General features: G+C 44.6%; 20 protein-coding genes. 13 read left to right on the top strand and 7 right to left on the bottom strand.

From position 1 onward, the window contains the following. Nucleotides 1–32 precede the first annotated feature (32 nt). Entirely contained in the window at nt 33–1,457 is a 1,425-nt protein-coding gene (locus GO495_RS05095) for an L-serine ammonia-lyase (protein WP_157298591.1), read from the bottom strand. Nucleotides 1,458–1,582: 125 nt separating this feature from the next. On the opposite strand from GO495_RS05095, the gene GO495_RS05090 reads away from it, so the two are divergent. Beyond that, nucleotides 1,583–2,782, top strand: coding sequence for a hypothetical protein (locus GO495_RS05090; protein ID WP_157298590.1), 1,200 nt, complete (start codon nt 1,583–1,585; stop codon nt 2,780–2,782). Nucleotides 2,783–2,838: 56 nt separating this feature from the next. Here GO495_RS05090 and GO495_RS05085 read toward each other — a convergent pair whose 3' ends face one another. The 4 genes from GO495_RS05085 to GO495_RS05070 all read right to left on the bottom strand — a co-directional run bounded on the left by GO495_RS05085 (nt 2,839) and on the right by GO495_RS05070 (nt 5,929). Beyond that, nucleotides 2,839–3,330 carry an FKBP-type peptidyl-prolyl cis-trans isomerase gene (locus GO495_RS05085; protein ID WP_157298589.1) on the bottom strand — a complete coding sequence of 164 codons (492 nt, stop codon included), beginning with the start codon at nt 3,328–3,330 and terminating at the stop codon, nt 2,839–2,841. Nucleotides 3,331–3,374: 44 nt separating this feature from the next. Next, a complete protein-coding gene (locus GO495_RS05080; protein ID WP_157298588.1) occupies nt 3,375–3,854 on the bottom strand; it encodes an FKBP-type peptidyl-prolyl cis-trans isomerase in 480 nt (159 codons plus the stop codon). A 105-nt stretch (nt 3,855–3,959) separates the two neighbouring features. Further along, nucleotides 3,960–5,594, bottom strand: a complete 1,635-nt coding sequence (gene groL / locus GO495_RS05075) for a chaperonin GroEL (RefSeq protein ID WP_157298587.1) — start codon at nt 5,592–5,594, stop codon at nt 3,960–3,962. Between the two features lie 53 nt (nt 5,595–5,647). Beyond that, nucleotides 5,648–5,929, bottom strand: coding sequence for a co-chaperone GroES (locus GO495_RS05070; RefSeq protein ID WP_089778315.1), 282 nt, complete (start codon nt 5,927–5,929; stop codon nt 5,648–5,650). Nucleotides 5,930–6,221: 292 nt separating this feature from the next. Between GO495_RS05070 and nusB the strand changes: the two genes are divergently transcribed. The 6 genes from nusB to GO495_RS05040 all read left to right on the top strand — a co-directional run bounded on the left by nusB (nt 6,222) and on the right by GO495_RS05040 (nt 12,608). After that, complete coding sequence (nusB, locus tag GO495_RS05065; RefSeq protein ID WP_240915152.1) at nt 6,222–7,118, top strand: transcription antitermination factor NusB; 897 nt, start codon at nt 6,222–6,224, stop codon at nt 7,116–7,118. A gap of 29 nt (nt 7,119–7,147) precedes the next feature. Beyond that, the gene (locus GO495_RS05060; RefSeq protein ID WP_205691202.1) at nt 7,148–7,576 is read left to right on the top strand and encodes a DUF1573 domain-containing protein; all 429 of its coding nucleotides are present in this window, start codon (nt 7,148–7,150) and stop codon (nt 7,574–7,576) included. Nucleotides 7,577–7,607: 31 nt separating this feature from the next. Then, nucleotides 7,608–7,958 carry a preprotein translocase subunit YajC gene (gene yajC, locus GO495_RS05055; RefSeq protein WP_089778321.1) on the top strand — a complete coding sequence of 117 codons (351 nt, stop codon included), beginning with the start codon at nt 7,608–7,610 and terminating at the stop codon, nt 7,956–7,958. A gap of 71 nt (nt 7,959–8,029) precedes the next feature. Then, entirely contained in the window at nt 8,030–8,620 is a 591-nt protein-coding gene (gene coaE / locus GO495_RS05050; RefSeq protein ID WP_157298585.1) for a dephospho-CoA kinase, read from the top strand. After that, nucleotides 8,613–11,471: a DEAD/DEAH box helicase gene (locus GO495_RS05045; RefSeq protein WP_157298584.1), complete on the top strand. Its 2,859-nt coding sequence runs from the start codon at nt 8,613–8,615 to the stop codon at nt 11,469–11,471. The genes coaE and GO495_RS05045 overlap by 8 nt, the downstream gene beginning before the upstream one ends. Before the next feature lie 39 nt (nt 11,472–11,510). Then, nucleotides 11,511–12,608 (top strand): glycoside hydrolase family 5 protein, encoded by a 1,098-nt coding sequence (locus GO495_RS05040; RefSeq protein WP_157298583.1) that lies wholly within the window; start codon nt 11,511–11,513, stop codon nt 12,606–12,608. 140 nt (nt 12,609–12,748) lie between these two features. Here GO495_RS05040 and secDF read toward each other — a convergent pair whose 3' ends face one another. After that, nucleotides 12,749–15,913, bottom strand: a complete 3,165-nt coding sequence (gene secDF / locus GO495_RS05035) for a protein translocase subunit SecDF (protein ID WP_157298582.1) — start codon at nt 15,911–15,913, stop codon at nt 12,749–12,751. Between the two features lie 217 nt (nt 15,914–16,130). Between secDF and GO495_RS05030 the strand changes: the two genes are divergently transcribed. The 4 genes from GO495_RS05030 to GO495_RS05015 all read left to right on the top strand — a co-directional run bounded on the left by GO495_RS05030 (nt 16,131) and on the right by GO495_RS05015 (nt 20,074). Beyond that, the gene (locus GO495_RS05030; protein WP_205691201.1) at nt 16,131–17,330 is read left to right on the top strand and encodes a serine hydrolase; all 1,200 of its coding nucleotides are present in this window, start codon (nt 16,131–16,133) and stop codon (nt 17,328–17,330) included. A 32-nt stretch (nt 17,331–17,362) separates the two neighbouring features. After that, a complete protein-coding gene (locus GO495_RS05025) occupies nt 17,363–18,073 on the top strand; it encodes a DUF4397 domain-containing protein (protein WP_157298580.1) in 711 nt (236 codons plus the stop codon). Between the two features lie 148 nt (nt 18,074–18,221). Continuing rightward, the gene (locus tag GO495_RS05020; RefSeq protein WP_157298579.1) at nt 18,222–19,424 is read left to right on the top strand and encodes a pyridoxal phosphate-dependent aminotransferase; all 1,203 of its coding nucleotides are present in this window, start codon (nt 18,222–18,224) and stop codon (nt 19,422–19,424) included. A gap of 125 nt (nt 19,425–19,549) precedes the next feature. Then, complete coding sequence (locus tag GO495_RS05015; protein WP_157298578.1) at nt 19,550–20,074, top strand: DUF7935 family protein; 525 nt, start codon at nt 19,550–19,552, stop codon at nt 20,072–20,074. Here GO495_RS05015 and GO495_RS05010 read toward each other — a convergent pair whose 3' ends face one another. Then, nucleotides 20,075–21,004, bottom strand: coding sequence for a M23 family metallopeptidase (locus tag GO495_RS05010; RefSeq protein WP_157298577.1), 930 nt, complete (start codon nt 21,002–21,004; stop codon nt 20,075–20,077). 110 nt (nt 21,005–21,114) lie between these two features. Between GO495_RS05010 and GO495_RS05005 the strand changes: the two genes are divergently transcribed. Then, complete coding sequence (locus tag GO495_RS05005) at nt 21,115–22,662, top strand: acyl-CoA mutase large subunit family protein (RefSeq protein ID WP_157298576.1); 1,548 nt, start codon at nt 21,115–21,117, stop codon at nt 22,660–22,662. An 86-nt stretch (nt 22,663–22,748) separates the two neighbouring features. Continuing rightward, nucleotides 22,749–23,645: a class I SAM-dependent methyltransferase gene (locus GO495_RS05000; RefSeq protein ID WP_157298575.1), complete on the top strand. Its 897-nt coding sequence runs from the start codon at nt 22,749–22,751 to the stop codon at nt 23,643–23,645. Nucleotides 23,646–23,713 lie beyond the last annotated feature (68 nt).

Genomic DNA, 23,713 nt, shown 5'->3' with positions numbered 1-23,713 from the left:
AAACGATTAATTGCATAAAGCGTTCTGCGTTATTAACACTCTGGCAGACTGAGAGGAATATTCACGGCCAATCCGCCGTCGGAAGTTTCTTTGTATTTGCTGTTCATATCCAGTGCAGTTTCCCACATCGTTTTTACAACAGCGTCCAGGGATACTTTGGCCAGTTCGGGGTTGCTTTGCAATGCCAGCTGGGAAGCAGTGATCGCTTTGATGGCTCCCATCGTATTGCGTTCTATACAAGGCACCTGTACCAGGCCTCCGATTGGATCGCAGGTAAGGCCAAGATGATGTTCCATGGCAATTTCTGCGGCCATCAGTACCTGTCGCTGAGAACCGCCCAGGCATTCGGTAAGCGCTGCCGCTGCCATGGCAGAAGATACGCCGATTTCAGCCTGGCAACCACCCATCGCAGCAGAAATGGTAGACCTCTTTTTAAAGATGCTGCCTATTTCAGATGCAGTAAGCATAAACTGGATAATCTTGTCTTCGGAGTACCCGTCGCAGAAGATAGTGAAGTACTGTAATACTGCGGGGATCACACCGGCAGCACCATTGGTAGGCGCCGTTACCACACGTCCGAAGGACGCATTTTCTTCATTTACCGCCAGGGCAAAACAGCTCACCCAGTCCAGCGTATAGGCAAAGTGGTTACCACCCTGCCGGATAGCTGTTACCCAGGAGTCATAGTCTGAATAGGCATTGCCTTTGATCAGTCTTTTGTTAAGTGCTGCCGCACGGCGGGCTACTTTTAGTCCGCCAGGGAGTTCACCTGCGGTATGAGAACCCCGGAAGGTACATTCTTTCATCACCTTCCATATATTGAGGATACCGTTTCTTGTTTCTTCTTCAGAACGCCAGGCATGCTCATTTTCCATTACCAGTTCAGAAATAGAATAGCCGGTTTTGATACAGAACTGTAACAGCTGACGGGCAGTATCTATCGGGAAAGGCAAATCCAACTGTGGGGTGTTTTTTCCTTTCTCCTCTCCTTCTCTTACTACAAAACCACCACCAATAGAGTAATAGGTAACCGCCTGCTGTTCACCATCCTGGAAAGTCACCAGGAAAGTAAGGGCATTGGGATGGAATGGCAGGGATTCTTCGTAGAGGAAAGTAATATCTTCCAGGGGATCGAATGTAACCGGTTGGCTACCACCCAGTAATATGGTTTTATTACGGCGGATATCTTCTGTTTTTTCGTTAATGCGGTTTACATCAAATGTAACAGGGTCATCTCCGCAAAGACCGAGCAGAACCGCGATATCAGTACCATGGCCATGGCCGGTTTTGGCCAATGAGCCGTATAGTAAAATGCTTACATGTTCTACGTTGGACAGTGGCTGAGGCAGTTCCTTCAGAAACTGGAGAGCTGCCCGCCAGGGGCCCAGTGTATGAGAACTGGAAGGACCTACCCCTATTTTAAAAATGTCGAATACCGAAATACATTCGTGTGCCAAGAATCATTTATTTTAATCAAAAATACTGGAAAGGATCAATATAAAATAAACTGATCTACATTAAAATAATAAATTATATATTTACGCCGACCTAGATAAAATTAACCCGATAAACCCAATTTTCAATGAAACCCTTATTCTGTCTACAATCACTTTCAGTGATGATTATCTTATTGTCATCCTGCAAGAAAAACACACAAGAGAGTGTTACTCCTGTCAACAATCAGACAACGATCTCCTACCTCTCTTTTAAAGATTTTGAGGCTTATACAAACAAGCAAATCTCAAATCTGAATCTTACTAACAAAGAGCGGTTACAACTTGAAAAAGAGCAGGGATTTACGTCCATGAAAACTGTCTATAATGAGTTTGATGACAAGCTTTATGAAATGGGCCAAAAGAAAGATACAACAGGATTTGCTCAATTAAAATCAGAGATGGGTGCTGTTGTACACTGGTATGAGGATAACGATCATATTGTAAATTGTACTTCGGATATTGAAGCTACTGTTGTAAACAGAGATGGCCTTGTAAAAATAGGTGACTCATTGTATGTATTCAGGAAAGATAAAATTGCAGTCATAAAAAATAATGATGCTTCATTAGTTGTTAAAATTGAAAAAATCAATCGTAATTATGAAGATGGGGATGTAAGAATATTATATAATAATAATGCCGATGGCGCAAGAAGCAGTATCAACAGTAAAAATTTCAGATACATGGTACCTGGCGATTATCCAAATGGAGGTCAGTCTACTATTCAACAGATCGTTCTGCAAAATTCATCTGGAAGTGTAAGACTAAGAGGTCAGATGACCCTTGTCAATCAATATGTGAATGGTAATAACCGTGGTTATGCGTTGTTAACTTTTGCCGGAGAGGAAAGAGTTATACCTCTTATCTGGACAAAGGCCATCCCAAGTTCAATGACTGTAACCGGAGATCTTCTGGTTGGTTTAACAAAGAAAGCAGATCAAACTACGGACTATAATATTCAAAGACTAGTTTATAACTTATATACGCCACTTGATCAGATAAGAACGGCAGATGACTGGACTGGTGGTATTATGCTGGCTATCTCTAATTATTATATGGTCACTTTTACTGGACCAACCCGTTATATACCACAGTTAAATACCAGTTCTGCTCCCTTTTTAGGCACTCAACAGTACATGCTGAATGATGATTATCTTGGTGCAGCTGGTTACTGGGAATATGTAAGTTCTGAACAGGGCCCTAATGTTCCTGTTCCTGAAAAACCCATAACTCCTATAACAATTTTTGGAGCTATAAAAACTACCAGTATAAGTCTCACTTTTAATTAATAAAATAGAAAGAGGCAGTCTAAAGTAATTTAAACTGCCTCTTTTTTAGTATTAGCTTATATTGGATTCTTCAGGTCTGTCAACTCAATATCAAATATCAGGATAGAATTTGCAGGAATACCAGGGTGTGCCACTGTACCATAACCCCAGAAAGAGGGTATATAAAGTTTGATTTTACCACCTTTGGTGATCCTGATTATCTCAAGTTGCCATCCTTTTATTAATTCCTGATAAACAAAATTACGCGGTGTATTGGTTGTTGTTGAATCAAATACAGTACTGTCTGCCATCAGGCTACCTTTATATAATACGTCTATTGTAGTCCCAAAATATTTTATGCTATCTACACCATTACCGGGTGCTACAATATTGTAGTAGATCCCTGTAGCAGTATCCAGTGAAGCTGCAAGATTATGTGCAGTGAGATAGGTTTTGATAGTGGCCATGTCCTTTGTCAGTTGCGGCCCCGGATCGTATACGTCTTTATTTTTGCTACACGCTGCCAGTAATACGAGGAACAATCCACCCAACAGTACTAAATTTCTCATGCTTGCTCTTTTCATGATTTTAATATAATAAATAATGAAGTTACTTATTTGAAATCTACCACCTCTATCTCGCAAACGAGAATAGAATTAGCGGCGATAATGCTGCCTACTTCTTCGTTGCCAAAGGCAAGCGGGGAAGGGATGATTGTAAAGACCTTACCACCTTTCCCTATTTTCTGTAGTACTATCTGCCAGCCAACAATATGGTCTTTCAGTTTACGTCCGTCAAAATTGGTACTGCCAAAAGAAGCATCCAGCAGGCTATCCTGAATATTACTACGGGAATAAATAATAGTAGGGACGGAGTTGAGGGTCATGTGAACAGAGTCCCCTGGTTCCTGGATTTTGTAATACAGACCACTGGAATCTTTTACCATATCAGTAAGGTTGTGCGCTGCAATATATGCCCGGATAATTCCATCCTCTTTATAGAGTACTGCCAGGGCATCCGTGTCAGACGAGTCGGCTTTGGAACAACCCGACAAGAGCAGTACTAAGAGACAATAGCGTAAAATTACCTTCATGACAGTATAACGGCTAAAAAAGGGCAAAGTTACAGCTAAATAAATGGAAAAGGGAGAAAGGCTGATGCCGTTTCTCCCTTTTGATTATTTCCTGAAGTACTAATATTAGTAGTCCATTCCCATACCGTGACCACCTGGCATTGCAGGGGCAGAGGATTTAGGTTCTGGTTTGTCTGCTATCACACATTCAGTAGTCAACAGCATACCAGCGATGGAAGCTGCATTTTCCAGAGCGATGCGGGTAACTTTAGTTGGGTCAATAACACCAGCTGCCAGTAAGTTTTCGTAAACTTCTGTACGGGCATTGAAACCGTAGTCACCTTTACCTTCTTTCACTTTCTGAACAACGATAGAACCTTCGATACCTGCGTTAGCAGTGATCTGGCGAAGAGGCTCTTCGATAGCACGCTTAACGATAGTTACACCGGTCTGTTCGTCTTTGTTATCAACTACCAGGGTGTCCAGGCTGGCGATAGCGCGGATGTAAGCAACACCACCACCAGGAACGATACCTTCTTCAACAGCAGCACGTGTAGCGTGCAGTGCATCGTCTACGCGGTCTTTCTTCTCTTTCATTTCTACTTCTGTAGCAGCACCAACGTATAGTACAGCAACACCACCACTTAATTTAGCAAGACGTTCCTGCAGTTTTTCGCGGTCGTAGTCTGAAGTAGTTGATTCGATCTGAGACTTGATCTGGTTGATACGGGCCTGGATCGCTTCTTTTTCACCTTTACCACCAACAACGGTAGTATTGTCTTTATCGATAGTTACGGATTCAGCACGGCCGAGGTAGCTCAGGTCAGCATTTTCCAGTTTGTAACCTTGTTCTTCGCTGATAACGATACCACCTGTAAGGACAGCAATGTCCTGCAGCATTTCTTTTCTTCTGTCGCCAAAGCCAGGAGCCTTCACAGCAGATACTTTCAACTGACCACGCAGTTTGTTTACCACCAGGGTAGCTAATGCTTCACCTTCCAGATCTTCAGCGATGATCAGCAGTTGATGACCGTTCTGAACGATTTTTTCGAGGATGTGCAGGATATCCTTCAGGGTGCTGATCTTCTTATCGTAGATCAGGATGTAAGGATTCTGCAGCTCAGCGTGCATTTTTTCGCTGTTGGTGATGAAGTAAGGAGACAGGTAACCACGGTCGAACTGCATACCTTCTACTACTTCTACAGTAGTTTCGGTACCCTTAGCTTCTTCTACAGTGATAACACCATCTTTGGTTACTTTATCCATTGCTTCAGCGATCAGTTTACCGATCGTTGCATCATTGTTAGCAGAGATAGCAGCAACCTGTTCGATTTTTTTGATATCGTTACCAACGCTTTCGGATTGTTTCTTCAGGTTCTCAACAACAACTTTTACAGCTTTGTCGATACCACGTTTCAGGTCCATCGGGTTAGCACCGGCAGCTACGTTCTTCAGACCTTCGCTGATGATAGACTGAGCAAGAACGGTAGCAGTAGTAGTACCATCACCAGCAATATCTGCTGTTTTGGAAGCTACTTCTTTCACCATCTGGGCACCCATGTTCTCAATAGGGTCTTCCAGTTCTATCTCTTTAGCAACGCTCACACCATCCTTGGTTAAGGAAGGAGCGCCGAATTTCTTTTCAATTACTACGTTACGACCTTTAGGTCCCAGGGTTACCTTAACGGCATCGGCCAGGATATCTACGCCCTTCTTCATTTTGTTGCGGGCCTCGATATTGAAAAATATTTGTTTTGCCATAATAGCTTGTGATTTTTAACGATTTTAAGATTCTTTGGGTTCAGCCTGTTTAATTAAACAATTGCTAAAATGTCAGATTCACGCATGATTAAGTAATCATCACCTTCGATACTGATCTCGGTACCTGAGTACTTGCCGTATAATACAGTATCGCCCACTTTAACGGTTACCGGTTCGTCTTTTTTACCAGGACCTGCAGCAACTACAGTACCTCTCTGTGGTTTTTCTTTTGCAGTATCGGGGATGATGATACCACCAGCAGTTTTCTCTTCAGCAGCTGCGGGTTTCACGATCACCCTGTCAGCCAAGGGTTTAATACTTAAATCTTTTGCCATATAATTATACTTTTTAAAAAGGTAAGTTGAGTATTATGCACTGAGGCCCTCGATAATTGTGCCAAGGCATTTTTCGGGTCAAATTTTCAGTTATCAAATATAGCTTTCTTATGCTCACTGACAAAAATGCCATTTTTTCAGACAAAACCTGACACAGACATTTAATAGCTTTGTTAAAACAATATGTACCGGCAGCGGAAAGTTTGGAGTTCAGTTTTTTTCCCTAGCTTTGCGGCCTCATACAGTTCTTGATTATAAGATGATTAGTAGAAGAAATATCCGGGTTAAGGTCATGCAAACCCTTTATGCCCTGGAAACGATGGAGCCAGGTACAATAAAGCCAGGTGCGGCAACCAGCCTGTTGAATGAGAAGCTGGACCAGACCAGTCAGATCTTTACTTATTTACTCTATTGCCTGACGCAGGTGGCTCAGTACGCTGAGACAGATTCCCAGGCAAGAGCATCCAAGCACCTCCCTTCTGCTGCAGATCTGCGGGTGAACACAAAAATCGCAGGCAACGAATTCATTTTCCAGATTATTAATGATAAAGGCTTCCAGGTAAACCTGGAACAGTGGAAGCTCAAATTCCTGCCCGAGCCGGATATGTTGCGGAAACTGTATAATGAGCTGGCAGCATCTGATACGTACAAGACTTACATACAAGACCCTGCCCGTACGAAAGTGGCGGAAAAGGAAATCATCGAATTCCTGTATAAAGAGATCCTGTCAAAAAGCGAATTGTTCCTGCAGCATATGGAAGACAGCTTCCTGCACTGGGGTGACGATGAGGAGATGATGACCCTCCTGATCGCCAACTATATGCATAAGCCTCACCTCTTCAACTTCCTGCAGCTTATCAGTAAGGAAAAGCTGGACTATGCAAAAGAACTGCTGCTGACCGTACTTGATAAGAAAGATTACTGCCTGGAACTGATAAAGCCTAAATTACAGAACTGGGACCCGGAACGTATCGCTGCGGTAGACATGCTGCTGATGGAAATGGGCGTATGTGAATTTCTCTACTTCCCTACCATTCCTACCAAGGTGACAATCAATGAGTATATAGACCTGGCCAAGGCATACAGCACCCCTCAGAGCGGGCAGTTTGTGAATGGTATCCTGGATAATATATTGAAAGATCTTGATGCATCTGATCAGATAAAGAAGGTTGACCGTACAAAAAAATAGTTATTTTTGAGGTTAATGCATCTATAAACATGAAAAAGCTATTCTTTATACTTGCCTGCGGCAGCCTGTTTATGGGTGCTTGCGGCTCAAATAACAGTAAAGGCGATCAGCATACTGCTGCTACAGATACCACAAAAGGTACTGCGAAAATCTCTTTTGATGAACCGGTTCATAACTTTGGGAACGTTACGCAGGGAGAGAAGGTGGAATACTCATTCAAATTCACCAATACCGGTGACAGAGACCTGCTGATTACGGATGCAAGTTCCAGTTGCGGCTGTACTGTACCTGACTGGCCTAAAGAGCCTGTAAGACCCGGAAAAAGCGCTTATATGAAAGTAGTATTCAACAGTGCCGGCAAAGAAGGCTTCACTGAAAAGGAAATTACGATCAAAGCGAATACGAATCCGCCGGTAGTACAGGGACCTAAAATACAATGTACTGTGATCAAGCAGTAAACATACAAAACAACAAATACAAACTAATACAATGTACATGAACAATCTGGGCGTTTTATTGATGCCAACTGCAGGTGCCGGCGGTGGTGGATCCGCTATGTCTTTATTATTTTTCGGGGGTATGATAGTGGTAATGTGGTTATTTATGATTCGCCCTCAGACTAAAAAAGCAAAACTGCAGAAAGATTTTATCAACAACCTGCGTGAAGGTGATAAAGTAGTTACCATTGCAGGTATTCACGGTAAAGTGAAAAAGATTTACGATAACAATACATTACAGATAGAAGTTAGTCCGGGTACATTCTTTACCATGGAACGTTCTGCTATCAGTATGGAATATACTTCAGCTCAGCAGAAAGCAGCTGAAACAGCTACAAAATAATTGCAGTCTACAGATTGCGCGTCCCAAATTCCCGTGCGGAGTTTGGGATTTTTTTTTGAATTTGCAGCCGTATGTTAAAAGTAGGTATCACAGGAGGTATTGGTTCGGGTAAAAGCACCGTCTCCCGGATCTTCGAATTACTGGGCATCCCGGTATATTATGCAGATACCGCCGCCAAAGAGATCATGCAAACAGATGAAGCCCTGAAAAAAGCTGTAAAAGAGCATTTCGGAGCAGATATCTATGGGCCGGACGGGAAACTGGACCGGGCAGCACTGGGCAAAATCGTGTTTAATGATAAAGACAAACTGGAACTGCTGAATTCCATCGTACACCCCGCTACCATCAGGCATAGCGACGAATGGGCCAACAGGCAAACCAGTCCATATGTGATCAAAGAAGCTGCTCTCCTGTTTGAATCCGGTTCCTTTCAATACCTGGATAAAATTATCGGTGTGTCTGCTCCTCAAACCATGCGTATAGCGCGCGTAATGAAACGCGACCATGTAACCCGTGAAGAAGTGCTGGCACGTATTAACAAACAGATAGACGACAATATCAAGATGCGGTTATGCGATTATGTGATCCATAATGATGAGCAGCAAATGGTTATACCCCAGGTGCTGGCTTTGCATCAACAATTAATATCAATCTATGGGTAAAACCATTAATTCCGGGAAAGCGGTACCGGTGTTACTTTTAGAGTTACAGACCAATCACCCTACCCCGGTAAAGATCAGTGCAGGATTATTGAAGGAAGATGCCGGCGGGCGTACCTGTCAGCGTATGCCGCTCAATGATAAGAAATCATTGTCCATTTTTAATACCCTGCCTCCTAATGTACAATACCTGCTGCAACCCTGCACACAGGAAGCCATGGTATATAAAGAGCTTCAACTGAAGGAAAAGTTCCGGGATAACCCTGTAAAATCGCAGACGCTACAACAGTATATCCAGGAAGGCATGCAGCTTTACCTGTACAATACCTTGCAGCAACTACGCTCCTTAACGCCTGTGCTCCCCTGGTATACCATGATCACAGACGACAGTATGCTGCTGAAACATACACGCCCTGCCGTAGTGAATAACTTCCCTCCCCAGTTATCCTTTGATCTGGTAAGAACAGATGCGGGTGTTTTGCGACTTACCGGTACCATGACTGTCAACGGGCAGGCCTATCCCCTCTCCGACTTTGAACACTATGGGTTTGTTCTACGCAGCCGGGGTGAGTTATTTATCCTGCCACCATCAACCGTGGATATCCTGGAAAACCTACCAGGTGGATTCATGGATATACCGGCTGACCAGGAAGGTGATATTTTGCTGCATCTTATTGAACCGTTGAGTGCTACTTATCCGGTGAATAAGAGTATACTGATGGAAAAGGCCCTTGTGGAAGCAGAGCCTGTGTGTAATATATGGTTAAGTGAACTGAACAAAGCTTTTTTAGTGCTTACCCCACAATGGCAGTATGGCAACTTTACCTTAGAAGCGGGTGGCCCCCCGGTCGTAATACGTACCGAAGGGAATACGCAATATGAGATAAAAAGAGATATGGAGGCCGAGAAGGAAGTAACCACCTTTATCCGTTCCCTGCATGCGCGATTCGCCCAACAACAAAACGGATACTTTTACCTGCCTTTTGCGGATGCTGAAAAGAGCCAGTGGTTAGTGAAATGCTACCGTAAACTGACAGACCGCAATATTGGGGTATATGGGATGGACCAGCTCCGGCACTTCCGCTACAATACACATGTACCGGTAATGGATGTCCGCTGGCATGGGGATGATAAAGACTGGTTCGACCTGGAAATAAAAGTGCATTACGGGGATATCTCCGTTCCCCTTACTGATATACAAAAAGCATTACAGCATAAACAACCTCACCTGTTATTAAAAGACGGTACTATCGGGGTGATCCCGGAAGAGTGGCTCCATAAGTATGACCTGCTATGGAAACTGGGGCAGATCCAGAAGGATAAACTAAGGCTCTCCAGGCTGCACTTCACCATTGCGCAGGAAATGCTGGAAGCCCAGGACACCCCTGTGGATACCATGACAAAACTGCAACAACTGCAGGCCCAGTCTTCCCAGCACTTCCCTATCCCTCCTGCTATCCAGGCACAACTGCGTAACTATCAGCAGGCAGGCTTTGAGTGGATGTGTTTACTGGATGCGATGCGCTGGGGCGGATGCCTGGCGGATGATATGGGTTTGGGTAAAACCTTACAGACCATTACTTTCTTACAACACCTTACAGAGAAATATCCTGGTGAAACACACCTGGTCATTTGTCCTACTTCATTGATTTATAACTGGGAGAGTGAATTACAGAAGTTCGCCCCCGGTTTACACTATGCCGTGTATCACGGCGCAAACCGGCAGTATGATGCAGATCTCTGGCGCGGGAAACAGCTCATCATTACCAGTTATGGCACAGTACGCAGCGATATTGAAACATTTAGTGCACATGTTTTTGGATATGTAGTACTGGATGAGAGCCAGGTGATCAAAAACCCTTCTTCCCAGACTACACGGGCATTGCAGGACCTGCAAAGCCGTAACCGCCTGATACTAAGTGGTACACCTATTCAGAATAATACAATGGACCTCTATGCGCAGATGAACTTTGCGAACCCGGGCCTGCTGGGGAACCAGGCCTTCTTCCGTTCCGAGTTTGCGCAGCCTATTGATAAATTTGCAGATGCAGAGAAGGCGGGCCAGTTACGCCGGCTGATCTATCCCTTTTTATTACGCCGTACCAAGGAACAAATTGCGAAAGATCTCCCCGATAAAACAGAGATCATTATGTGGTGTGAAATGGGCGATGAGCAACGCCAGGCGTATAACCGTATCCGCGATTTCTACAAAGAGAAACTCTTAAACCGTATTAAAGAAGACGGGATGGCTTCCAGCACGATTTATGTATTGGAAGGTCTGACGCGTTTACGCCAGGTGTGTAATGCCCCTCAACTTATAGAGGCTGAGGCTTCTATCAAGAGTTCAGTGAAGCTGGATGAGCTGATGCGGGAGATTACAGAAAATACGGGGGCACATAAAGTACTGGTGTTTTCCCAGTTCACGGGAATGCTGCAACTGATTTCACGGTCGATGGAAGCTACTGGCCTGCCTTTCCTCTACCTGGATGGGGGAACGAAAGCGGAGACCCGCCAGCAGCTGGTGAAGCAGTTCCAGGAGGATGAAAGCGTGCGGGTGTTCCTGATCAGCTTAAAAGCCGGAGGCGTGGGGCTTACGCTCACTGCGGCCGATTATGTATATCTTGTAGATCCCTGGTGGAATCCGGCGGCAGAGCAGCAGGCGATTGACCGTACGCATCGTATAGGCCAGCAGAACCCGGTTTTTGCTTATAAGATGATTTGTAAGGATAGTGTGGAAGAAAAGATACTGGCTTTACAACAGCGGAAGAAAATGATTGCGGATGATCTGATCAGTGAGGATACCGGTTTTGTGAAAAAGCTGACAGAGGAAGATGTGGCTTTCCTTTTCAGCTAAGTTTTTTGGCCTCATTAAGTTATTTACGAAATTTGAATTATGTTATCCAGAACCATTCTTGCCGTTTTCCTTTTTGCATATACTGCTGCGTTAGCACAACCTCCACAGCAGCAGAAACCGGAAGGGTTTAATATTCAGCGTGGTGTGAATCTCAGTCACTGGTTATCCCAGACAGGAGGGCGCCGGGGTATTTCCCAATCAGAATATTTTACGGAAAAAGATATGGCCTTTATTGCGGAAAGTGGTTTCGATCATATCCGTATTCCTGTTGACGAGGCGGAACTCTGGGACTATAAAGACGAGAAGTTCAAGGATGCTTTTACCCTCTTACATAAAACGCTGGAATGGTGTAAACAATATCACCTGCGGGCCATTGTAGACCTGCATACCCTGCGCAGTCATGATTTTAATGCGAAAGACCAGCCCCTCTGGGACCGTGATGCCGCCCGGGAACGTTTCCTGCAGGTATGGCGCGAGCTGAGTGCTGAGTTAAAGAAATATCCGGTAAGCCAGGTAGCCTACGAACTGCTCAATGAACCGGTAGCTGACAGCGCCCAGCAATGGAACGATCTTCTGGCACAAGGCATTCAGCTGATCCGCCAATTGGAGCCCAACCGTGTGATTATCGCCGGTAGCAACCAGTTTGAGTCTTACAGCACTTTGCCTCAGTTAAAAATACCAACCGGCGAAAGGCGTGTCATCCTCAGCTTCCACTACTACAATCCTTTCTATTTTACGCATTACCAGGCCAGCTGGACCCGCCACAAAGATTATAGCGGGCCTATTCATTACCCGGGCGCTACTATTACACCAAACGAACTGAATGAACAACCTGCTACTATACGAAATCTTCTGGCAGGCAGTACACAGGAATACGATGAAGATGTAATAATGAATCAGATGGATATAGCAGTGAAAGCAGCGAAGAAAATGAAACTAAGCCTTTACTGTGGAGAGTTTGGATGTTTAAATACTGTTCCCCGTAAAGACAGATTGCGATGGTTCAGGGATATGAGGAATGCCTTTGAGAAAAACGGGATCGCCTGGACATTATGGGATTATAAAGGGGCTTTCGGAATAGTAGATGATGATGGGAATCCGGACAAGAAGCTGATTAAGATATTGATGAAGGATTAAGCATTCAGTATATTTTATGAAAGGACCGGCGTTTATAGCGCCGGTTTTTTTATGGGTAACAGATAATCTGATACTGACACCAATAAAAAAGCCCCGGGATGATCCCGGGGCTTTTCTGTATCAAACATTTTAAGATAGTCTTACTTCTTAGCGGTAGCAGGTTCAGATACAACTTTCGCAACGATCGCTTCGCTTTCGTCAGAGAGTTTGTTCTTCCTGTCAAAGTCTACCAGTACCGGAGCTGCCACGAAGATGGAAGAGTAAGTACCGGTTACCACACCTATCAGCATTGCGAAGGCGAATCCGCGGGTTACTTCACCACCGAAGATGAACAGGATCAGGATAGTCAGGAACACTGTGAGGGAAGTCATTACGGTACGGCTTAAGGTAGCGTTGATGGCTTTGTTGATCACGAAGTCTCTGCTTTCACCCTTGAATGTTCCGGTGCGGAAGTATTCACGGATACGGTCAAATACAATCACGGTATCGTTCATCGAGAACCCTATTACCGTTAGTATAGCCGCAATGAAGTGCTGGTCAACTTCCAGTGCAAATGGTACGATATCGCGGCAGTATGAGAATACGGCCAGGGTTACCATTACGTCATGCAACAGGGAGAAGATAGTACCCACTGAATATTGCCATTTGCTGAAACGCAGCAGGATGTACAGGAAGATTACCACCAGGGATAATATGGTCGCTTTCACCGCACCCGCACGTAAGTCGTCCGAGATGGTTGGTGATACTGTCTGAGAGGCAACAATATAACGGTTAGAGAATACTTCATAGGTAACTGAAGGATCATAGAATTTCTTCAGTCCCTGGTACAGTTTCTCAGTCACTTCCTTATCCACGGCCAGGCTCTGTTCATCAATCTTATAGTTAGTAGTGATGTTGAGCTGGTTGGTGTTACCGATTGTTTTCACATACGGTTCGGAGCCGTATATTTTCTCCAGGTCAGCACGTACTTCTTCTGTTTTCATTGGCTGCTCGAAGCGGACAGTGTAGTTACGGCCACCGTCGAAGTCAACACCGTGACGGAAACCGTGGAAGAAGGAAGATGCGCCTAACAGGATCATCACTGTAGAGATCACGTATGCATACTTTCTCTTTCCTACGAAGTCGAAAGAAGCATGTTTGAAGATCTTACGGGAGATCGGCGTGAAGTATTCGAAGTGTCTTTTCTTGTTTGTCCAGTAGTCGGTAACGATACGGGAAACCATGATACCACAGAACAGGGACAGCAGCAAACCGATGATCTGTGTGGTAGCAAAGCCCAGAACAGGACCAAGACCGAAGTAGAACAGGATACAGGCAGTTAACAGGGAAGTGATGTGACCATCCAGGATAGGCGCATACGACTTCTTGTAACCGTCCTCTACTGCCTGCTGGTAAGATTTACCGCGGGCCAGTTCATCCTTGATACGTTCGAATATGATTACGTTCGTATCCACTGCCATACCGATGGTCAATACCAGACCGGCGATACCAGGCATTGTCAGTGTTGCACCGAGGGATGCAAGGATACCGAAAGTGAACAGTAAGTTCAGGATCAGTGCAATGTTAGCTACCCAACCTGCGCTGTTGTAGTACACCAGCATCAGGACGAAGATAACAACGAAAGAGATCATGAATGATTTAGCACCAGCGGCGATGGATTCAGCACCGAGGGTTGGTCCAACAACCATTTCCTGGACAATTTTGGCAGGAGCCGGCATTTTACCGGATTTCAGGATGTTGGCAAGGTCTTTCGCTTCTTCCAGGGTAAAGGAACCCGTGATAGAGGAACGGCCACCGGCTATTTCATTTAATATAGATGGTGCGGAATAAACGATGCTATCCAGCACAACTGCTACGTAGTTAAAAGTAGAACGGTCTTCAGGATTGGAAGGCGCCAGTTCCCCGGTCAGCTTTTTCCATTCCCTTGCACCAACGGCGTCCATCGTCATGCTGATTTCAGGGCTACCGTTCTGGTCGAAGTCCTGCCTTGCATCTACCACGCTTTCACCGCCCACACGTGGGGTAGGGTTAGCAGGGTTTATTTTCAGTGCGAACACTTCCAGCGGACCGTGCTTGTCTTCTTTGTTTTCAGGACCGTACGCAAATACCAGGTCTTTAGGTAAGATGTTCTTTACGGCTGGTAACTGCAGGTACTGTTTGAAGGTAGCTGTATCCGCCGGAGAGATCATACCTACAGTAGAACTAGGGATGATACGACCGTCCTGTGTAATATAAGGATGCAGGATAGCAAACAGCGGGTTAGCCGCGATTGCTTCTTTTTCCATATCTGCCTTTGTTTTGGCAGAATCAGCAGCGCTCTTTGCTTTACCGGAGTCTTTAGACAGGTAAGAAGCAAGGCTACCGGTTTTAGAAGTATCGGCTGCAGCTTTAGCAACAGCAGCGGTATCCTTTTTAGTAGAGTCTATTGCTTTTTTACCGCTGAGTGAGTTCTTTACAGCCTCGTTCATAGGCTGCAGGACGTTGGTCACGAAATCCTGACCATTCCTGTACACTTCGCGGAATTCGAGGTTTGCAGTTGCCTGCAGGTATCTTCTTACACGCTCAGGGTTGTCAACGCCGGCCAGCTCCACGGAGATGATGCCTTTGTTTTCGTCCAGACTGATGTTTGGAGAAGCAACCCCGAACTTATCTATACGTTTCTGCAGTACCAGGTAGGTATTTTTGATGGCAGCACTTGCCTCACGGCGAATGATGGTCAATACCTGCGAGTTACTGCTGTTGAAATTAATATCCTTCTGGTAAGCGTTAGCGAAGATAGAAGCCAGACGACCCTCAGGCTGTACTTCTTCGTATGCTTGTCCGAACAATGTTACAAAATCAGACTGGCTGTTCTTTTTACGTTGAATTGCCAGTTCCAGCGCTTTGTTGAAAGCCGGATCCTTGGACTGTCCACTCAGAGAACGGATTACATCCTCCACACTAACATCCAGTACTACGTTCATACCACCCTGGAGATCAAGTCCGAGGTTCAGTTCTCTTTCCTTTGCCTTGGTATAGGAAACATACCATGGGAAACCCGCTATCTGTTTGTTGCTGGTGCTATCTAACAGTCTCTGTCTTCTGACTTTTATCAGATCAGTCAGAGAATCCTGGTAAAAAGCCTGCAGCTCCTTATTGCCGGGATATTTCTGTTCGGCACTGGGAAATGCTCTACTGATGTCGTTCAAGGCTTGCGCATCTACTTTCTTCTCGTAGTTGCGAACCAAAAACGTGAAAGACAAATAATACACAGAGATAAGGATCAATGCACCGGCAAAAAATCTAACCAGTCCTTTAAGTTGCATATTGTTTCGGGTTTATAAAAAATTTTTAAGAGTTGCAAAGATAGAATTTAAATTGATATATTAAAGCCGTACGAACATAGAAAAGAAAAAAGGTAGAAAATGATGATTATCAACACTTAATCTTACTTTTCTTTTTATAATTAATCCTTAAGTTATGCGTTTTTGCCATTTTTTTTGGTTGATTCTATTCCTTGCAGCCTGCAATACTAATAAATTTATGCAATCCACCAATTATCCTCCTTCAAACTCTTTTTTAGATACTCTTTTAAGAGCTCATTTACAGGAATTTACGCCTATATATAATGATACCGCCAGATACCGGGTACAGATCATCTATACCCGGATAGACAGAGATGCTCAAAACCGCCCGCATTTCCATGATTACTCCTTCCGGGCGGATACCTCAGAATACTTCTACCCCGCGTCCACAGTGAAACTACCGGCTGTTGCCCTGGCCCTGGAAAAACTCAATGATCTGCATATTGACAGGAATACGCCTATGTTTACGGATAGCTTGCCTGATATCACCCCGGCGGTAACATCAGATAGTTCCGCGGAGAACGGACTTCCATCCGTAGCTCATTATATTAAAAAGATTCTGCTGGTGAGTGATAACGATGCTTTTAACCGGCTGTATGAGTTTATAGGCCAGGAATCTTTTAACAAAAGCCTCTGGGCAAAGGGTTACCCCAATACACAGATCCGGCACAGGGTTGGTCTCGGCGGGATATCAACAGAGGGAAACCGGCATACCAATGCTGTTTCCTTCCGCAAAGACGGGCAGCTGTTGTACCAGCAACCAGCCCTTTACAGTTCAATGGCCTTCTCCCCCCGGCACGATCAGATGGGCAGCGCTTATTATAATGACCAGCATGTACTTGTGAATAGTCCGATGGATGCTTCTATGAAAAACAGGATACCGCTGGCAGACCTTCATCAGATGCTAAGGAGTATAATTTTTCCGGAGGCTGTAACAAAAACTCAACGTTTCCGTTTAAGGGAAAGCGACTATCAATTTTTATATCATTGGATGTCAATGCAACCGGAAGAATCTGTCTATCCTTCTTATGATACGGCAGAGTATCACCATAATTATGTGAAATTCCTGTTGTTTGGCGGAGAAAAGCAGCAAAACGAAGCAACCGATATCAGAATATTCAATAAACCCGGCTGGGCATATGGGTTTTTAACAGATGCAGCCTACATCGTTGATTTTGACAATAAGGTAGAATTTATGTTATCAGCCACTATATATGTAAACAGCGATGGGATCCTCAGTGATGAACATTATCAGTTTGAGACAACAGGCGAACCCTTTATGAAAAGATTAGGTACCATCATTTACCAGTACGAACTGCAACGCAAGAAAGAACATCTGCCGGATTTATCCCGGTTTAAAATGAATTATAGCAAATAATCAACATCAAATACTAATTTAAAGAGAGCGTAATGGCAACAAAAACAAATCGTTTATGGGCAATAGCAGCCCTTGTGGTAATCGGAACCGGATTTACCGCGTGCTTGAAATCCGTTGATACAACCCCTTCCAGGCCAGTGGCAGCATTTGCCGCTATTAATGGCATTGTAAGCAGCGTTGCTGTAGACTTTTATGATAATGGTACTAAAGCGACAGGTTCTGCGATGTCTATGGGCTTTGCCGGTATAAATTACCAGGCTTATGGCGGTGTTCACAAGTTCGACTTTATGAAGACAACTACATCAACAGTATGGGCTACTTCCACGTACGCGTATGACTCATTGCAGTATTATACGTTGGTAACTTACGGAGATTCATCTGCGGCTTATGTTAAACCAATCCATGACGATTTTACCGGCATATCCAGTACCAATGTAAATATCAGGTTCTTCAACCTGAGCCCTAATTCGGGCGCAGTGGACCTGTACCTGTCAGATACAAAAGTAGACAGTAACCTTACTTATGTAGGCAACACCAGCGTAAGTACACTGTTTAAATCACTGTCCGGTATTTCCTCTGCCAGTACCATTAAGGTAACGGCCGCCGGTTCTAAACTTGCCCTGGCTACCCTGAATACTGCTACGCTGCGTGGCGGGTATACTTATACACTTTTCCTGGCAGGGATGAAGGACAGTGTTGGTCCGCTGAAACCCGTAGTAGGTTATATACAGAGTCTTTATTAAGTTGTTTATCAAAATATAAGAGAAGGGATAACGGAGTATTTCGTTATCCCTTCTTCATTTTCTCCTATTTAGCTTTCTGCAAATGTTTACATTTCGATTCCAAATTTATTGTACGTTTGTCTCCAGTTAACCCAATAAAACTTTTATTATGACGAAGCAATTGGAATTAGCAGAAAGGCTGTCGAGGATATCCGAGCCACAAACGATTAAAATGGCCAAATTAAGCCGTGAGCTGAAGGCCCAGGGGATAGACATTGTAGACCTGAGTATAGGAGAACCTGACTTTGATACCCCTGTGCACATCCGGGAGGCCGCAAAAAAAGCTATTGATGAAGGATTTACGCATTATACACCGGTGGCAGGTTATGCGGACCTGCGTCAGGCAGTAGTGAAGAAATTACAGCGCGATAACGGACTGGAATACACGTCTGAACAGATTATAGTATCTACCGGTGCGAAGCAGAGTATTGCGAACACCGTGTTAAGTGTCATCAACCCGGGCGATGAAGTGATCATCCCTACCCCCTACTGGGTAACCTACTCCGAATTAGTGAAGCTCTGCCAGGGCGAAGTGGTATTTGTCCCATGCAGTATAGAGAATAAATATAAAATCACGCCTGCACAACTGGAAGCGGCTATTACGCCAAAGACAAAGCTGTTCATGTTCTCTTCTCCCTGTAACCCTACAGGGTCCGTATATTCCAAAGAGGAGCTGAAAGCACTGGCGGACGTATTTGCACGCTATCCCGGCATTTACATCATGGCAGATGAGATCTACGAGTACATTAACTACGTAGGCAAACATGAGAGCATTGCACAGTTTGAAGGAATGCAGGAACGCACGATCATTATCAACGGTCTGAGTAAAGGTTTTGCTATGACCGGCTGGAGACTTGGCTATTTAGCCGCGCCTAAAGCGGTTGCCAAAGCTGCGGAGAATATACAGAGCCAGTTTACTTCTGCTACCTGTTCTATCACACAAAGGGCAGCTGTGACTGCGCTGACAGGAGATCTGAGTACCGCACATACCATGGTAGCAGAGTTCAGGGAAAGACGCAGACTGGTATACGACCTTTTAAGGGTTATCCCGGGATTGAAGCTGATAGAACCGGATGGCGCATTTTATATGTTCCCGGACGTGAGTGCCTTCTTTGGTAAGTCTTTTGAAGGAGAAGTGATTAATAATGCAGATGACCTTTGCATGTATCTCTTACACAAGGCGAATGTATCACTGGTAACAGGTTCGGCGTTTGAACAGCCCGACTGTATCAGGATGTCTTACGCGGCTTCAAGAGAAAAGCTGCAGGAAGGCATCAGGAGACTGGCGAAAGGATTGGGACAATTAGTATAAACAGATAACACCATCTATATTGTAAAAAGCTCCTCCGGGAGCTTTTTTTATTTCTTTTAACATATGCCCGGTAGCAGCATATTAATTGATTTATATATATTTGCATCTGTAAATAATAGAACTACATGACGCTTCCTTCTGCTCAAACATTGCTTTACCTGTTATTGGCCATTGGTGTTTTAACAGTGCTGTATATGGCTGTAAAAGATTTGTTCAAACCAAAAGAAGAGACTGTTGCTCCGGAAGCGCCACGCAGTACGGACAAATCTGTACTCCCTTTTCAGCTACAAGCCTATGAGCGCCTGGTACTGCTGGTGGAACGTATTAACCTGCAGAACCTGATCGGCCGGATATTCCAGCAGGGGCTCTCTGCTACAGATATGCAGATTGGCCTTATACAGACAATTAAAGCGGAGTTTGATCATAATGTTGCCCAACAGATTTACGTCTCCCCTATTGCCTGGGAAGCGGTTAAAACACTGAAAGAACAAACGATTACCATTATTAACCAGGTGGCTAGTCAATTGCCGGAAGAAGCCACTGCCATGGATCTGAATAAACAAATTCTGGAAGTGTTTTTACAGGCGGAGAACTCTCCTTCTGAACTGACTTCACAGATATTAAATGCAGAAGCAAAGAAATTATTCTGATTACTTTTTGTTGATCATTATCACTCTCTTTGGCCTTATTACTTCGTACAATAAGTATCCTTTATTATTGAAATGAATATACAGTGGAGGCGACTGAAACCAGGGTACTCCCGGTGTTTTCACATGCGCCTGTATATGCAGATGGGGTTCTGAGCTAAAACCGGAATTACCTACGCAACCCAATGGCTGACCATAGGTTACAATATCGCCCTGCTTTACAATAACACTTCCTTTCTTCAAATGGGCTAGGAATACAAAGCTGGAGTCGGTCTCGATCAATACCTGGTTAGTGTTCTGCGGCCCGCGGCTCATATCAGGCGGGATATTATCCGGGTTATCACCATAAGCCTTTACCACACGGCCATTACAAGGGCTGTAAAGCGTATCACCAAAGATTTCGTAGTCTTCCAGGCGCTTGCTGAAAATAGCATTCGCCCTGCTGCCATTAGGCTTTAGTTTCACAATGTCCATCGCGTAAATAGCGCCACGCAGGCTGTAGTGAAACAGATTGGTGGGCAACCCCTTGCCCCCCTGTAAAACAAAATAACGCCCTGTTCTGAGCGGGAAAGAGAGTTCTATCGTCTTTGCCTTGCCTGTAGTACCGGTAAAATACAATACACTTAATGTGATCAGCAAAGCCGATAGTAGAAGATTGGCGCTGGTTTTCAAGGTCCGCGGTTTCCTGGCGGGTTTCTTTTTACGGAAGAACGACCACAGGAGAAAGATCAGGAAACAGATACCGAACGCAAATTTCGCATGTATAGTGAGGTACACCCAGGTACCGTACAAGTAGATAAATACACCCAGTGAAAGAGCCAGCAGCAGGCGGCTCCAGCTATCCTTCAAAAGGATCCCACCGGCGATAAATAACTGGAAAAGGCTTAACAGGGCCAGGGCGAATGTGAGCAATAACAATCCGTAAATGAACATGGCTTTTCTAAAAAATCTTCTGCAAATTATCAATTATTTACCCGATACAGCTATAACGTAATAATTATGTAACATTGCTGCTACTTCATTATTCCACTAAGCGTTAAATTATGGAAAATATTATCAAAACAGATGCCGGTATCACGATAAAGCCTGTATATACCCAGCCTGTTCCGATGAACGAGCTACCGGGGGAGTTTCCATTTACCCGTGGTGTACATGCTTCCATGTATCGCGACAAACTGTGGACGATGCGTCAGTATGCGGGTTTTAGCACAGCAGAGGCTTCTAATCAGCGGTATCATTATCTGTTAAGCCAGGGTGTAAGCGGACTGAGTGTGGCATTTGACCTGCCTACGCAAATAGGGTACGATTCTGATCATGCAATGTCCGAAGGAGAAGTGGGAAAAGTAGGTGTGGCTATAGATTCCCTGGAAGATATGGAACGGTTATTCCAGGGAATTAACCTGGAAGAGATTACAACGTCCATGACCATTAATGCGACAGGGTTCATATTACTGGCGTTTTATATCGCACTGGCAAAAAGGCAGGGAGCTGACCTGAAAAAGATTTCAGGGACGATACAGAATGATATCCTGAAAGAATATGCTGCCCGCGGCACTTTCATCTATCCTCCGAAACCTTCCATGCGGCTGATTACCGACATTTTTGATTATTGCAGCAGGGAAGTGCCTAAATGGAATACGATCTCTATATCCGGTTATCATATACGCGAAGCGGGTGCCAATGCTGTACAGGAGCTGGCCTTTACTCTCTCTAACGGAAAAGCCTATTTAATAGCTGCCCAGGAAAAAGGACTGGACATTAATGTATTTGCACGTCGCTTATCCTTCTTCTTCAATGCACATAACCATCTTTTTGAAGAGGTGGCAAAGTTCAGGGCTGCCCGCCGTATGTGGGCCTATATCACCCAATCTCTGGGGGCTACAGACCCAAAAGCACAGATGATGCGTTTCCATACACAAACAGGGGGCAGCACATTAACGGCCCAGCAACCGCATAATAATATCGTAAGGGTAGCTGTGCAGACACTGGCCGCCACACTGGGCGGAACACAGTCCCTGCATACCAACGGATATGACGAAGCATTATCCCTGCCTACAGAAGCAGCGGCCCGTATAGCGCTGCGTACACAGCAGATCGTGGGGTATGAGAGTGGTATTGCGGATACCGTAGACCCGCTGGCAGGGTCTTATTACGTAGAAGCGCTGACGAATGAGGTAGAAAGCAAAGCCTGGGAACTGATTAACCGGATAGATGCAATGGGTGGGGCGGTGAGTGCCATTGAACAGGGGTTTGTGCAGGATGAGATTGCACGAAGCGCCTATCAGTACCAGAAAGATGTGGAGAATGGCAAGAAGGTGATCGTGGGGGTGAATAAATTTGTGGTGCCGGAAGAAGTGGCTCCTGAGTTATTCAGGGTAGATGACAGTATCAGGCAGGTACAGACAGAAAAGCTCCGGTTGCTGAGAAAAAGAAGAGATAATCAGATGGTACAGACCATTTTACAACGGCTGGAAAATGCGGCACATACTACGGAGAACCTGATGCCTGTTGTGGTGGAAGCAGTAGAAAACTATTGTACACTGGGTGAAATTGCGGATACTTTACGGAAAGTATGGGGAGAACACAGATAGAAAATATGACGAATGTCATGTGAGAAAGTATCAGGTATACGTACGAACATTCTTGATAGTATTAAAATTCGTATTATTTTTAGGCCATGTCTTTTATCTACCATAACACTTGCCCGATATGCGGGTCGTCCAATATACACAAGGTACTGACTGCGAAGGATTACACCGTATCCCTGGAATCCTTTGACATATTTCATTGCGGACATTGCAGCGGACGTTTTACACAGAATGTTCCTAACAACCAGGAAATAGGACGTTATTATCAGTCGGCGGAATACATTTCGCATTCTGAAACACGTAAAGGATTAATAAACCGTTTATACCATAGCGTAAGGAAGATCACTTTACGTTCCAAACAAAACTGGGTGAAGGCCGGTACAGGTCTTAAGCAGGGTAATTTACTGGATATCGGATGTGGTACAGGAGCCTTCCTTCATTATATGAAACTGGCAGGATGGGAAATTACGGGGCTGGAACCGGATGACAATGCACGCCATAATGCAAAGACATTGTACGGCATAGAACCTTTGCCATCTTCGGAATTATTCCGCTTACCGGCACAAAAATATGATGCAATTACCATGTGGCATGTGCTGGAACATGTACATGGACTGAATGAATATTTACAACAGATCCGTGTTTTACTGAAACCGGAAGGTACTTTACTGATAGCAGTACCCAATTATACTTCTCCCGATGCGGAACATTATGGCGCCTACTGGGCGGCATATGATGTACCCCGTCACCTCTATCACTTCTCCCCTTCTTCTATGGAGCAGTTATTAAAACAGCACAAAATCCGCATTGTTAAAAAACACCCGATGGTGTTTGATGGTTTTTATGTGAGCCTGCTGAGTGAGAAATACAAAACAGGACGCAGTCGCCTGATACCCGGATTCTTACATGGTCTGGCTTCTTACAGAAGAGGACTGAAAGATGTGGACAGATGTAGTTCTGTAGTGTACGAATGTAAAGCAGATTAAATGGGAATAGCCGATAGTCCGAAGACTATCGACCATTTGCTCATGCATCAGCCAATAAGGGATCTTAT

The sequence above is a fragment of the Chitinophaga oryziterrae genome (assembly GCF_009758125.1).
In the GTDB taxonomy this organism is placed as follows: Bacteria; Bacteroidota; Bacteroidia; order Chitinophagales; family Chitinophagaceae; genus Chitinophaga; species Chitinophaga oryziterrae.
Note: the sequence above shows the minus strand (reverse complement) of the source record. Positions and strands in the feature narration are given on the sequence as shown.

Coding starts and splice junctions, on each gene's coding strand:
- GO495_RS05090 (WP_157298590.1), top strand. CDS start 1,583: ATGAAACCCTTATTCTGTCTACAATCACTTTCAGTGATGATTATCTTA.
- GO495_RS05085 (WP_157298589.1), bottom strand. CDS start 3,330: ATGAGAAATTTAGTACTGTTGGGTGGATTGTTCCTCGTATTACTGGCA.
- GO495_RS05080 (WP_157298588.1), bottom strand. CDS start 3,854: ATGAAGGTAATTTTACGCTATTGTCTCTTAGTACTGCTCTTGTCGGGT.
- groL (WP_157298587.1), bottom strand. CDS start 5,594: ATGGCAAAACAAATATTTTTCAATATCGAGGCCCGCAACAAAATGAAG.
- GO495_RS05070 (WP_089778315.1), bottom strand. CDS start 5,929: ATGGCAAAAGATTTAAGTATTAAACCCTTGGCTGACAGGGTGATCGTG.
- nusB (WP_240915152.1), top strand. CDS start 6,222: ATGCAAACCCTTTATGCCCTGGAAACGATGGAGCCAGGTACAATAAAG.
- GO495_RS05060 (WP_205691202.1), top strand. CDS start 7,148: ATGAAAAAGCTATTCTTTATACTTGCCTGCGGCAGCCTGTTTATGGGT.
- yajC (WP_089778321.1), top strand. CDS start 7,608: ATGTACATGAACAATCTGGGCGTTTTATTGATGCCAACTGCAGGTGCC.
- coaE (WP_157298585.1), top strand. CDS start 8,030: ATGTTAAAAGTAGGTATCACAGGAGGTATTGGTTCGGGTAAAAGCACC.
- GO495_RS05045 (WP_157298584.1), top strand. CDS start 8,613: ATGGGTAAAACCATTAATTCCGGGAAAGCGGTACCGGTGTTACTTTTA.
- GO495_RS05040 (WP_157298583.1), top strand. CDS start 11,511: ATGTTATCCAGAACCATTCTTGCCGTTTTCCTTTTTGCATATACTGCT.
- secDF (WP_157298582.1), bottom strand. CDS start 15,913: ATGCAACTTAAAGGACTGGTTAGATTTTTTGCCGGTGCATTGATCCTT.
- GO495_RS05030 (WP_205691201.1), top strand. CDS start 16,131: ATGCAATCCACCAATTATCCTCCTTCAAACTCTTTTTTAGATACTCTT.
- GO495_RS05025 (WP_157298580.1), top strand. CDS start 17,363: ATGGCAACAAAAACAAATCGTTTATGGGCAATAGCAGCCCTTGTGGTA.
- GO495_RS05020 (WP_157298579.1), top strand. CDS start 18,222: ATGACGAAGCAATTGGAATTAGCAGAAAGGCTGTCGAGGATATCCGAG.
- GO495_RS05015 (WP_157298578.1), top strand. CDS start 19,550: ATGACGCTTCCTTCTGCTCAAACATTGCTTTACCTGTTATTGGCCATT.
- GO495_RS05010 (WP_157298577.1), bottom strand. CDS start 21,004: ATGTTCATTTACGGATTGTTATTGCTCACATTCGCCCTGGCCCTGTTA.
- GO495_RS05005 (WP_157298576.1), top strand. CDS start 21,115: ATGGAAAATATTATCAAAACAGATGCCGGTATCACGATAAAGCCTGTA.
- GO495_RS05000 (WP_157298575.1), top strand. CDS start 22,749: ATGTCTTTTATCTACCATAACACTTGCCCGATATGCGGGTCGTCCAAT.